Annotated in this window: 12 protein-coding genes; all 12 read left to right on the forward strand. The window is 44.6% G+C overall.

The features are described from left to right. The first annotated feature begins 14 nt into the window (after positions 1-14). The 12 genes from FYJ35_RS09455 (at position 15) to FYJ35_RS09505 (ending at position 12,833) form a co-directional block, all read left to right on the forward strand. Positions 15-1,043, forward strand: coding sequence for an ABC transporter ATP-binding protein (locus tag FYJ35_RS09455; RefSeq protein ID WP_154525873.1), 1,029 nt, complete (start codon positions 15-17; stop codon positions 1,041-1,043). Next, positions 1,036-2,094 (forward strand): ABC transporter ATP-binding protein, encoded by a 1,059-nt coding sequence (locus tag FYJ35_RS09460; RefSeq protein WP_154525875.1) that lies wholly within the window; start codon positions 1,036-1,038, stop codon positions 2,092-2,094. The genes FYJ35_RS09455 and FYJ35_RS09460 overlap by 8 nt, the downstream gene beginning before the upstream one ends. Positions 2,095-2,134: 40 nt before the next feature. Continuing rightward, a complete protein-coding gene (locus FYJ35_RS09465) occupies positions 2,135-3,061 on the forward strand; it encodes a dihydrodipicolinate synthase family protein (RefSeq protein WP_154525877.1) in 927 nt (308 codons plus the stop codon). Positions 3,062-3,232: 171 nt separating this feature from the next. Continuing rightward, a complete protein-coding gene (locus FYJ35_RS09470; RefSeq protein WP_154525879.1) occupies positions 3,233-3,949 on the forward strand; it encodes a FadR/GntR family transcriptional regulator in 717 nt (238 codons plus the stop codon). Next, positions 3,946-5,631 carry an FAD-binding protein gene (locus tag FYJ35_RS09475; RefSeq protein ID WP_154525880.1) on the forward strand — a complete coding sequence of 562 codons (1,686 nt, stop codon included), beginning with the start codon at positions 3,946-3,948 and terminating at the stop codon, positions 5,629-5,631. Before FYJ35_RS09470 ends, FYJ35_RS09475 begins: the two co-directional genes overlap by 4 nt. A gap of 156 nt (positions 5,632-5,787) precedes the next feature. After that, positions 5,788-6,822, forward strand: a complete 1,035-nt coding sequence (locus FYJ35_RS09480; RefSeq protein WP_205839793.1) for a LacI family DNA-binding transcriptional regulator — start codon at positions 5,788-5,790, stop codon at positions 6,820-6,822. 395 nt (positions 6,823-7,217) lie between these two features. Next, positions 7,218-8,453 carry an anhydro-N-acetylmuramic acid kinase gene (locus tag FYJ35_RS09485; protein WP_154525884.1) on the forward strand — a complete coding sequence of 412 codons (1,236 nt, stop codon included), beginning with the start codon at positions 7,218-7,220 and terminating at the stop codon, positions 8,451-8,453. A gap of 24 nt (positions 8,454-8,477) precedes the next feature. Then, positions 8,478-9,509, forward strand: a complete 1,032-nt coding sequence (locus FYJ35_RS09490; RefSeq protein ID WP_154525886.1) for a sugar ABC transporter substrate-binding protein — start codon at positions 8,478-8,480, stop codon at positions 9,507-9,509. A 90-nt stretch (positions 9,510-9,599) separates the two neighbouring features. Further along, positions 9,600-10,586, forward strand: coding sequence for a sugar ABC transporter ATP-binding protein (locus tag FYJ35_RS14750; RefSeq protein WP_328597073.1), 987 nt, complete (start codon positions 9,600-9,602; stop codon positions 10,584-10,586). Between the two features lie 23 nt (positions 10,587-10,609). Beyond that, positions 10,610-11,149: an ATP-binding cassette domain-containing protein gene (locus tag FYJ35_RS14755; protein WP_331469216.1), complete on the forward strand. Its 540-nt coding sequence runs from the start codon at positions 10,610-10,612 to the stop codon at positions 11,147-11,149. Next, positions 11,149-12,087: an ABC transporter permease gene (locus FYJ35_RS09500; RefSeq protein ID WP_154525888.1), complete on the forward strand. Its 939-nt coding sequence runs from the start codon at positions 11,149-11,151 to the stop codon at positions 12,085-12,087. The genes FYJ35_RS14755 and FYJ35_RS09500 overlap by 1 nt, the downstream gene beginning before the upstream one ends. A gap of 38 nt (positions 12,088-12,125) precedes the next feature. Beyond that, on the forward strand, positions 12,126-12,833 hold the full coding sequence (locus FYJ35_RS09505) for a transaldolase family protein (RefSeq protein WP_154525890.1): 708 nt from the start codon (positions 12,126-12,128) through the stop codon (positions 12,831-12,833). Positions 12,834-13,201: the final 368 nt, after the last annotated feature.

Consider the following 13,201-nt stretch of genomic DNA (forward strand, 5'->3'; position numbering starts at 1 on the left):
GAGGTGCAGGTATAATGAACCAGGAGCAAAATGATGTGGTGGTCAGCGTCCGGGATCTGCACGTCAATTTTTATAACAATAATCGCTGTAATAAAGTATTAAGAGGGATATCATTTGATCTTCATAAAAGGAAGATCATGTGTATTGTTGGAGAATCGGGATGCGGAAAGTCTGTGACAGCAAATTCTATCATGCTTTTACTTCCGGATCTGGCAAGAATTGAAAAAGGCTCCATTGACTTCTATTATCGGGGGAAAGATATTCGGATTGATCAGCTGAAAAGAAAAGGAAAAGAAATGCGCCAGCTTCGGGGCGCTGGGATGTCAATGATCTTTCAGGATCCCATGACAGCATTAAACCCTGTATTTACGGTAGGATCCCAGATCAATGAGGCGCTTCTGTATCATGGTCAGGCATATAATAAAAAAGAAGCGACTGAAAAATCCATCGAATTGCTGAAAGATATGGGAATTTCACTTCCAGAACAGCGGGTCAGAGAATATCCATATCAGTTTTCGGGTGGAATGTCACAGCGGGCCATGATTGCAATGGCAATGAGCTGCAGGCCCAAAGTTCTGATCGCAGATGAACCTACAACCGCACTGGACGTCACTATTCAGGCGCAGATTTTTGACCTGATGCTGGATCTGAAAAATAGCAATGATACGGCAATTCTTCTGATTACACATGACATGGGTGTCGTTGCGGAGTTGGCGGATGATGTAGCAGTTATGTACATGGGAAACATCGTAGAGAGGGGGGATGCCAGAGCCGTTCTTACAAGACCGACCCATCCTTATACAAAAGCGCTTCTGGATTCCATACCAGTTCTAGGCCGAGGAAAGAATCAGAATCTGAAGCCTATAAAAGGCTCTACGCCTGATCCCTATAACAGACCGAATGGCTGCCAGTTTGCTCCAAGATGTTCGTACTGTACTGAGGAGTGCGCTAGCCGGATGCCGGATGAAAGCTGGATTGAAGGTGGACATATGTGCCGGTGCTTTCACAGCCTTCCGATCAGAAAGGAGGGAATCCATGACTGATCAACATCAGAATCAGATTCAGAAGGGGGAATACGGCGATCAGAATATTCTGATCAAGGTTAGGGGGCTCAAGACCTGGTATCCAATCAGAACCGGTTTGTTCAAGAAAATATCAGGATATGTGAAAGCAGTTGACAATGTCGATCTGGATATCTACCGTGGAGAAGTCCTTGGGGTGGTAGGAGAGTCTGGATGTGGAAAAACAACACTGGGCAAAAGCATTCTACAACTGATCAAGCCTTATTCTGGAGAGGTCCGTTATCAGTTTCATGACGGAGAAAAGAATCTATGTACTATGCCCAAGGAAAAGTTAGACAATGTAAGAAATAAGCTTCAGATTGTTTTTCAGGATCCTTATTCTTCCCTGAACCCAGCATTCACAATATTTGGCTCCATGGAAGAACCACTCATCCGTTTTGGAATGAAGAGCAAGAGTGAACGACGCAGGAAGGTTGCAGAATTGCTGAAGGAAGTCAACCTCCCCGAAAATTATATGGAGCGTTATCCTAACGAGTTTTCAGGAGGACAGAGACAGAGAATTGGTATAGCTAGAGCGCTGTCTGTCGATCCGGAATTTGTTGTGTGTGATGAAGCGGTATCTGCGCTGGACGTTTCGATTCAGGCTCAGGTTTTACAGCTGTTGATTGATCTGAAGAAGAAAAGACATCTGACATACATGTTTATTACACATAACTTATCCGTGGTGGAATACATCAGTGACAGAATTGTCGTCATGTACCTTGGGCATATTGTAGAGGTTGCCGATACAGACGAGCTGTTTCAACATACTCTTCATCCTTATACTAAGGCGCTGCTCTCAGCAATTCCGATAGCAGATATTAATCAGAGAAGAAAGAGGATTCCTTTGCAGGGAGATGTCCCAAGTCCGGTTCATCCGCCAAACGGCTGTCCGTTTCACCCCAGATGTCCTCAATGTATGGAAATTTGCAAGAGAGTGGTGCCTGAACCGGTCACACAGATTCGCAATGGGAGATCCCATATGGTGTGCTGCCATCTGGTAAAGCAACAATCTGAAAAGGAAACAGTCTGACATAGATACATTCTAACTGGGATATGAACGAGGTGTGAATATGAGCAAATATGATATTACACAGATAACAGGTGTGATTCCTGCATTGCTGACGTTTTTTGATGAACATGAGAATGTCGACGAAAAAAGAACAAGAGACATGATAGAGAATCTGATTGGGCAGGATGTCGGAGGATTCTACCTGACCGGTAGTACAGGTCAGGCGTTTACCATGACGATGGAAGAACGCATGCGGGTCGTTGAAATTGTTTGTGACCAGGTGCGTGGGAGGAAGCCAGTTATTGTTCATGTCGGAAATATCGGTACAAAGATGAGTATTGAACTGGCCAGACAGGCAGAGAGCGCTGGAGCAGACGCTATTTCCTCTGTTCCGCCATTTTACTGGAAGTTCAGCGCAGAAAACATCTATCATTATTATCGTGACATCTCAGAGTCGGTTGATATTCCTATGGTTATCTATAATATCGCGCTGGCAGGGCTGATGGACGAGAAACTTATTCTGAAATTGGCATCTCTCCCGAATGTAAAGGGATTAAAGTTCACGGATCGTGCGCATGACGAGATGGGGCATCTGAAGACGATGCTTGGGAAGAACTTTATGATCTATTCAGGATGCGACGAGATGGCGTATTCAGGCCTGAGGTTCGGGGCAGATGGGATCATTGGATCCTTCTATAATGTGATTCCGGATCTGTATAAAAAAATATATACTGCGGAAAGAAACAATCATGATACGGAGGCAGTCCGTCTTATGAAAATCGCTGATGAGTTTGTATTTGCTGTTCTGAAGTATGATTTTCTGGGAGCAATCTATAATGTCATCAGGTGGCGGGGATGGGATGCCGGTTATCCGAGGCGACCTTTCAAGACATACAGAGAAGAGGAACTGATTGACCTCAAGAAAGAACTGAAAGAAATCCGTGAAAAATATCAGGCACACGAACTGGATGTGTTCGATCTGGGATAATAGGATCAACGCTAGAAGCATTGAAAGGAGACATCTGCTTGTGGCATTTCCCGCAAGCAGATGTTTTGAGGAAAACAAGGTTATTGCCTCAGCAGGGATGCATCAAATGCTGTGGGAGCTTCTCCGAAAACGCTCAGGAGATTCCAGCAGAAGATCATTGGGTGAATACTAATGGGTGAAACGCAGAAAACTCCGCATAAAAAGCTGTACCTTCAAGTTTACGATGATATCTGTAAATATATTGCAAGTAATAATCTAAAGCCTGGAGATCACCTTCCAACTGAGATGGAGATGTGCCAAAAACTGGGTGTCAGCCGTACGATTCTGCGCGAAGCAATCAAGTCTCTGGAGATCACCGGAGTGATCCGGTCGAGACCTGGAATTGGTATTATAATCCAGTCTTTCAGCACCGACCGGTTTTTCTCTTGTCTGATCGACAGCATGTATATATCTGGTGATGATCATCTTGAGGATGATGTCGAGCAAATGAGAAAAGTCATTGAACTTGGTTTTTCAGCTCAGGCATTTGACACACTGTCGCAAGAGGATATCAGCAAGATTGAGAGTATTCTGAATGATATGAAACATGCCGCAGAGGTTCAGATCAGATCGAAGTCGAAGATATTTGGTTTGTCCTTTGCAGAAGCTGATGCGAGGTTTCACCAGACGATTTTTTCAAAGATCCCGAACAAGCTTGTTCTCTCAATTATCAATTTTTTCTGGGCATATGACCGAAAATTCAAAATCAAACAGCCGTCGAGCCGTCATCTGAGGATTACACTGGATAAACATGAGAAAATCTACAATGCTCTCATGGAACACGACAAGAAAATGTTTATGGAAGCGATGGAATATCATTATTCATATGATTATAAAGAGAAATCATGATGGAATGTGAGAATTATGATGTTGTGATTGTTGGTGCCGGACTCGCAGGGATGACAGCTGCTTTCAGATGTGTGGACGCAGGGAGGAAGGTGTGCATCTGTACGGACAATCACCTATGCTCCGGTTCCAGCTTCTACCCGAAGATGGATGCCATACACTGCCAGGCACCTGATAATGACGAAGACAAAAATCTTTTCCTTGAAGATATCAATATAGCAGGGGAGGGGATCAACGATTCCTTCATGAATCAATACTATCTTGATCATATCACAGAAAACATAGAGTATCTCGCATCACTTGGAGTTCCTGTTCATCGGCTGAAAGAGAAGAAACTTGCTTGTTTTGCAGAACACCCACATCGTCTTTATACCTGGAGTGGATGGGAATACATCCGCAGAATACTCTCAGAAAAATTGAAGAGTTCACCGAATGTCACGATCAGAGAACATTCATTTCTTGCAGGCATTATTACAGAAGGCCGGAAAGCGAGAGGGATCGTGGTGAGCGATCACTTATCCCCAAAGTGTCGACTACTCTGGACATCTTCTGTTATATTGGCAACGGGCGGTTTTGGAAATCTGTATCAGCACAACCTCAATACCGCTGACGTTTCAGGGAGCAGCCAGGCTCTCGCACTGATGACTGGCGCCTCTCTTGTGAATCTGGAATTCAATCAGTTTATTCCAGGATTCCTGTCACCAGCATATAAGACGATTTTTCGTGAAGGCAGTTTCCTCTATTGCAGGTCTTTGCTTGACGCATCTGGACAAGATATTCTTCGTAATTCGATACCTGACGAGATAAATTATCAGAATATCCTTAGGCAGCGTTCGCAGCATGGTCCGTTTACAGCATCTTATGGTGATCGTCTGATTGATTTGACTTTGTTTCGGGCATGTAAGAAAAAACCATCTGTCGGAGTTAGAATCATCTATGATGAAGCCATTCTTCAGGAGAGGCGAAGCTATATGCAGAACTATATCCACTGGCTAAAAGATTCTGAAAAGACAGATATTACAGGTGATGCCATTTATATTGCGCCTTTTTTTCATGCTGCCAATGGAGGAATTCAGGTTGGACACAGTTGTGAGACTGAAATTGAAGGACTGTTTGCATGTGGAGAATGTGCGGGTGGGATTCATGGAGCAAACCGTCTTGGAGGAAATGCTTCCGGAAGTTGTCTTGTTTTTGGGACGCTTTCGGCAAACACTGCTATGAAATATGTAGAAAAAGGCTCTTCTGCAATGCACCAGACAGATAAAGGACGTGATGAAGATGTGATCGAAAAGACATTCCAGATGGCCTATCCGTCACTATATAAACAGCAAAGGAGCGACAATGCTGGAATCTCTCTTAACCCTAACGTAATTGTACAGAAGCTTCAGAGCATCATGTGGCTGTATGCCAATGTAGAACGGAACAGAGAAGGCCTGATGTTTGCGCTGGACGCTGTCTGTGAATTGGAAAAGCAGCTTCCTGAAGCTGAATCCGCAATGTCACTTTCTATACCACTGCTGAAGACAGCACAGGAGCTGACGCTGGCAAAGGCAGTGCTTCTTGCGATGGTGCGCAGAACAGAGTCAAGAGGAAGCCACTATAGAAGTGATTTCCCCTATAAGAACCCTGACATGGGACATCCGATGAGAATTTGCAGACAGGATGTTATAACCCCAATTCCATAACTCTGGTGTCATAATCCCAATGGATGATGAGATGAATGTCTACCTATGTACAAAGTGATCGTTTCTAAAGGAGTTTGAACGAAAAAATTGAGTGCCGCTTTCTGAATTGCTATAATATGAAAAAAGAGAGAGGCATTCAATGTTATGGGATCAAGAATGAAAAGTGAAGATAGCATCACGATAAAGGAAGTAGCGGATCGTGCCGGTGTATCCGTTGCAACTGCTGGAAGAGCGATGGGAAACTATGGTCACATCTCAGCACTGACCAGGCAGAAGGTCCTGAAAGCTGCAGAGGAGCTGAACTATGTACCGAACAAACTGGCGCAAGGGATGAGAAGCCATAATACAAGGACGATAGGGGTTGTTGTACCAGATATTCAGAACAATTTCTTCGGGTCCATATTGGCGGCGATGGAGAAGAGGGCCCGGTCGAAAGGATATGCTCTTCTGATCTGCAACACCAATGAGAACCGGGAGATTGAACTGGAATGTCTCGATATGCTGGCATCCAAGCAGGTTGATGGAATTCTTCTCGCGTCAATTTTTTCTAGTAAGGAGGAGATTCCTGCAAAATATATTCGGACAATCTTCGGTAATATACCGGTAGTTTTATACGATAGACGGATCAGCGGACTCCCGCTGACATCCGTCATGATTGATAATTTTTCGACAGCGTATATGGTTACAAAGTATCTGATCGGGATGGGGCATATCGATATTGCAACAATCGGCTCTGAGCAGGAGGGAAGTGTATCCAATACGGTCAAGGAGAGGGAGGCGGGATATCGAGCAGCCCTCAGAGAAGCCGGGATCACGAATGGGGGGATATCCATCGAGGTGAATTGGAGAAAGCCAGAGGAGATGAGGCGAAAAATAAATATTTTGCTTGATTATCACAAAATTTCCGCAGTTATTATTTTTAACAATTCACTTTTCGCTGGGTTTCTGAATATTACAAATAAGCGGAACATCCGGTTTCCCGAAAATATGTCAGTGGTGACTTGGGACGATGAAGACTATGATGAATTCCTGAATATCACAGCAGTAAGACAGCCGGCTGCAAAAATGGGCGAATTGGCTGTAGACAATTTGATTGAGCAGATAGAGGACAAGAAACTGTCTACTGAAGACATCGAGATTACATTGAATGCAAAACTGATGAAGAGAAATTCATGCCGCGTGAACAAATAACCTGGTAGCTGCTGAAATAATACAGCTTTGCGACTGTAGAGTTGAGAGGTGCAGAGGGATATCCTCTGCATCTTTTTTCATGCTTGGATTCGGTGACCTTCAATTTGAGAGTTATAAGCCTGTATGGTGGATCACTATTATTGGCGATACGGACAGACATATGATAACGTTAACATATATAATGATTTATAATAGATAGTTCACAGACTGATGACAAAAATATGCACAGATTATACACCCATAAAATGTGCATAATGACGGTTTTATGTCAGTAATAAAACTTCGTATTGACAGATTATCGCATAGATAGTAAAGTATCAGCAAAGAGAACGTTCTCATTATATCTGAAAACAAAAACCAGCGAATTCATCCATCTCACGGAGGAGGAGAAAGAAATGGCATTAATCATGGGCATGAACAGCGGTTCGTCTTTTGATGGAATTGACGTTGTTCTGTGCGAGATTGAAATGGATGCGGATGGGTTTCCGACAGCTCCGAAATACCTGGCAGGTGGCTCTTATGAGTGGCCGGAAGAAGTAGCAACGATTGTCAGAGACTCTTTTGTAAATAAGGTGGACATGGTCGGGATCAATAGATTGGACTATTTATGCGGGGCAGTGTTCGCCGAAAAAGCAAGACAGTTTATGAAAGAGCAGAAACTGAAATCAGAAGAGATCTACTGCCTTGGCATCGACACGCAGACCATCTATCAGGAACAGCCGGATCATAAGGCGATTGCAGAGATGACACCGGAGCAGAAGGACGATTGGGTAGGAAGATGGCTCTCCAAAGCGTATCCTGCCGGCCTTCAAATGGGAAACGGCTCCGTAATGGCGAATCTGCTGAACATTGATACAGTGTCTCATTTCAGGGCGGCAGATCATACATTTGGCGGAAGCGCGGCACCTCTTATGCAGTATTTGGATTTCATCCTATTTAGAAAAAAAGATCATCCGACCATGACATTGAATATTGGGGGTATTGCCAATCTTCATCTTGCGTGCCGCGACAGAAGACAGATGTTTGGATTTGACACAGGTCCAGGGAATGTGATCTCTAACTACATGACAAAGAAGCTGTTTGGCAAGGACTATGACAAGGATGGACAGATCGGAGCCAGCGGAAAGGTGGATGAAGGGCTGCTTGATTTCTTTATGCACCACCCGTTCTTTGAACGCCCGGTTCCCAGATCAGGATGGATAGCGGATTATAGTCCGGAATATATTGACAGTGTGATCGCAAAGTTCAGCTATCTTCCAAAGGAAGACATCATCGCGACAGCGGATGCGTTCACTGGAGCGGCGGTTGCCCGTTCCATGGTAGATAATATACCGAAGAAACTGATAGATCAGACAAAGGTTCTGTACGCAAGTGGAGGAGGTGTGCGGAACCCAACGATTATGAAGGAGATCCAGCAGAGAATTCCGCAAAATATCAGATTGACAACGTCGGACGAAATCGGAATACCGGCATCCTACAAAGAGGCAATCAAATTTGCGACGATCGCTTACTCTACATTACATCATGTCCCAGGAAATATTCCTGCAGCAGGACATGCCTCACAGTATGCGATCTTAGGCCAGATTGCTCTCGCACCGAGAAACATTGACCAGAAACTGATTGATTATTGATTGAAACACGTGGAGGTATAGATTATGAGAAGATGGATGACGGCAGTTCTTGGTACGGCACTCGCAGCGGCGATGTGCACTGGAACGATATATGCATCGGAAACAGAAACGATGACAGAAGCCGCGGAGGGTACGACGGAAGCCTCAGAAGATGCTTATAAGAATGAGGACATGTCTGGTTATAAAGTTGATGGCTTGAAAATTGGGGTTTCCTTCGGACAGAATGTACATCCTTTCTTTAAAGCTATGCAGAAAGGCATCGAAGATGCATGCGAAGCTTATGGGCTTGGTGATGTATCGATTCAGTCGGCTGACAGTTCTCTGGAGAAACAGGTTACCCAGATAGAGAATCTGACAACAGGCGGAGTGAATGCACTCCTTGTAAATCCGTATGATTCTCAGGGTGTTGCAGTTGCTGTGCAAAATGCGATCAATCAGGGTGTGAATGTATTCTCGATGGATATCAGTGTGGATGGAGCAGAACCTACTTATCATATTGCATCCGACAATAAAAAAATCGGAACGCTTCTTGCCCAGAGAGTCGATGAAATGCTTGGCGGAAAGGGAAAGGTAGCAGTTCTTGTCGACCCGTCCGTATCTTCGTTGAAACTGAGACAGGAAGGGTTTGAGGAGTATCTGAAGGGAACAGATCTGGAGCTGGTGGCAGAGCAGAACGGAGCAATTGAAAGAACCGATGCACTTGAAGCGGCAGAAAACGTGCTTCAGGCACATTCGGACATACAGGCTTTCATTGGACTGAATGAAAATTCTGCGATGGGGATTGCCAGTGCCATTCAGTCGGCAGGGCTTTCAGATAAAGGAATTATCGTCACAGGAGTTGACTCCACCGAGGACGTCATGAATGCAATCAAGGATGGAACGCTGGCGTTTGGTGTCGCACAGAATCCTTATCAGATGGGATATATGTCTGTTCAGAATGCCATCAAGGTACATAACGGTGTGGAAGTAGACCCTGTCATTGAGCTCAACTGCGAATATATGACAGCTGACAATATTGATAAGTTCATTGAAAGAGAAGCAGCGTATAACAGTTAATCATCAAAACTGAAAGTGTGGAAGTCCGGACAATGGGGTGGAGCAAAAACGGAAGTTTTGTTCCACCCCATCAGATTAAGAGGTAAAAAAGTGGGCAGAACGATTGTTGAATTGGATCATATTACGAAATCATTTGCCGGGATTAAAGCGCTGGATAATGTGCATCTGGACCTGCAGGAGGGAGAACTGCATGCGCTGATGGGTGAAAACGGTGCAGGAAAGTCAACTTTGATGAAGATCCTGACAGGTGTCTACAGCAAGGACAGTGGAACGATAAAACTTCTGAATGAGGCCAGCGACAGTCTTGAGGAAGTGAGTATCAGAACACCACTTCAGGCACAACAACTTGGTATCAGCATGGTATTTCAGGAATTTAATCTTCTGGACAATATGAATATCGCGGAAAACATCTTCCTGGGAAGAGAGCCAGTCGACAGCAAACACTGCATTGACACCAGGAAAATGTATGCGGATGCAAAGAAGTGGCTGGATAAAGTACATCTTGATGTGGACCCGAAGGAGAAAGTGAGTGAGCTGAGCGTCGGATTCAAACAGCTGGTAGAAATAGCAAAATGCCTTTCATTCAATGCCAGAATCATTGTCCTTGATGAACCTACAGCTAGCTTGACCGACAATGAAGCAGAGACTCTGTTTTCCATTATCCGGGAACTGAAGGCGAATCACATCAGCATTGTCTATATATCCCACAGAATGGAAGAGGTCTTTGAACTTTCAGATCGGATTACAGTTTTCAGAGATGGGAAATATATTGATACGGTGGATCGGGAGCATTTTAACGAGGATCAGATTATTCAGATGATGATCGGCCGGAAACTTCAGGAGACAATTCCCAGGGGGGAAGCAGTAATCGATCAGAACGATGTGGTACTGGAAGTAAGGAATGTTCAGGTTTATAAAAGATCCAAGCCGGTGAACCTGAAATTATATCGGAAAGAAATTCTGGGAATCTTCGGACTTGTGGGAGCAGGAAGGACTGAACTGAGTCGTGTCATCTTCGGGATTGACCCGATCGGTCAGGGGGAGATCTTCATAGATGGGAAAGAGGTAAAGATATAAAGATATCCTGCCCACTTGATGCCATCAAAGCAGGAATCGGGCTGGTCCCGGAGGACAGAAAAGATCTTGGATTAATTCTCGGGATGAGTGTGAAGGATAACATGCTCCTTCCGAAACTCGGGACGTTTAAAAGTCCGATTATCAATAAGAAGGATACCAGCAACATCACAGGATCATATATCCAGGATTTGAGTATAGCGCTTGCCAGTGAGGATGAGGAAGTGAAATCCCTCAGTGGAGGAAATCAACAGAAGGTTGTCATTGCGAAATGGATGGCCATGCATCCCAGGGTATTAATTCTGGATGAACCTACTCGAGGAATCGACATTGGGACAAAAAGTGAAATTTATTCCATTATGAGGAAATTGACAGATGCCGGCATGAGCATCATCATGATCTCTTCGGAGATGGCTGAAATTCAGAAGATCAGCGACAGAGTTCTTGTGATGCATGAAGGAAGCGTTACAGGAGAAATGGCAGTCGAAGAAGCAACGGAAACTGCGATCATGAATGCTGCTATTGGTGTGATAGAGAATCACATTGACAAAACGGAGAAAAAGTGATGAAGAAAATAAAATTTGACACATTGCGGCAGTTAATCCTTGTTTTTATTCTGATTGTGATCTGTATCGTATGGGCCATCCTGTCACCGAATTTTCTGACGATGAACAACCTGATGAATGTCGTCAGGCAGGCATCGTATACAGCCATTGCATCGGTAGGGATGACGATGGTGATCATCATCGGAGAAATTGATCTTTCAGCAGGTTCATTGATTGCAGCCAGCGGTATGATTGCGGCAGGTGTTTATAAGGCTACCAGTAATATTGTACTTTCGTTCGGAGCAGCAATTCTGTGCGGAATCGGCGTCGGACTGTTTAACGGTGTGCTATGTGCAAAGGGACGCCTTCCTGGGTTTATTGCCACACTTGCAAGCATGACAATCCTGCGCGCGCTGGGTTACATTATTACAGACGGAGATCCAATCTCAGTTATGGATAAAACATTTATAGCTCTTGGAACAGGGTATCTCTGGTTCATACCGATTCCCGTTATCCTGATGATTATCTGCATCGCAGCAGGTTCTTTTATTATGAACAAGACCCGGTTTGGAAGATATGTTTACGCAGTCGGAGGCAATGCGGAAACCAGTAAGTGGTCCGGACTGAATGTGGATAAGATTAAAATCCTAGTATATGTATTTATGGGACTGTTAACTGCGATTGCCGGTATCATTGTTGCTGCAAGACTTGGATCCGGACAGCCTTCAGCAGGAAACGGCTTTGAAATGGACTGCATCACAGCGGCTGTCGTCGGCGGTACATCTATGGCAGGCGGTAAGGGAAAAATCTCAGGAACCATCGTTGGCGTGCTGCTTCTGACTGTTCTGGTCAATGGCATGACACTGATTGATATCAACTCCTACTGGCAGCAGGTCATCAAGGGAATCATTATTGTGGTTTCTGTTTTGATGGACACCAGGGGAAAGAAAGCAGAGTAATGGTGAAATCTCACTTAAGAAGGGAGAAAAAATAGATCATGGAGCTTTTTGTTGATTACTGGGATCCAGACGTCGTCAGTCAGATTTCGGAATACTATCCGATTGACGGTTTTACAACTAATCCGAAAATTCTCTCAAGTGCCAACCGACCGATAGGGGAACTGATTCCTGAATACAGGAAGCTGGCGGAAAAAAAGAATTTGAAGGCCTTCTTCCAGGTGACAGCCGACAAAGCAGATGAAATGTACAGGCAGGCACGGAGGTTTCAGGAATACTTTGGAGATCATCTGATTATGAAGATTCCTGCGGTGAAAGAAGGATATAAAACCGTCCGACTCTGCAGACAAGCTGGAATCACAACCTGTATCACTGTGGTGCACTCAATGCCTCAGGCACTGATGGCAGCGAAGGCTGGCGCATCGTATGTGGCACCGTATGTAACACATATTGATAATATCGGAGCCGACAGTGTGGAAGTAATTCGAGACATGATCACGGCGTTTGACACATATGGGTACCGATGCAAGGTGCTGGGCGCCAGCTTCAGAACGGTTGCACAAGTCGATAACCTTGCTGCGGTCGGATGCCAGGCTGTTACCATCGCACCTGAAATGTTTGAACAACTAATCACGCATTCGTCTACAAATGAATCCATAGAAGGGTTTCAGAAAGCATGGACGGGAAAATTTGGCAGCAGGCAGATCGATGATTTATTGCCTGTGAAGTGGGAAACTGCAACAGATTAAAATGGGGTCGCGAATGTCATAAGGGCATAGCTTCTTGTAGCATCGTAAGAGTCTAGCGCCTGAATAAGGCCACAGATTCCGGCAGAATACAAATCGTTATGCTGCGGGCTTCCGGGAACGAGGCTGTATTTTTTGACGATCATGCTATGGATAAATCAGGAGTGCTTCATAACCGCAAGCTGTTTTGAAAATTCCTTCCATTCGGGGTCCATGGAAATATATAGCTCATAAATACCCTGATTGATATGCTACCCCCAAGTAGGACAATGAAATATAAAACCTACTTGGGGGTATTTCTATGTCTAGGAAAAGCAAAATTGATCCGATAGAAAAAGTAAAGATCATTGAACGGCTACTGGCAGAAGAGA

The sequence above is a fragment of the Porcincola intestinalis genome (assembly GCF_009696445.1).
In the GTDB taxonomy this organism is placed as follows: domain Bacteria; phylum Bacillota; class Clostridia; order Lachnospirales; family Lachnospiraceae; genus Porcincola; species Porcincola intestinalis.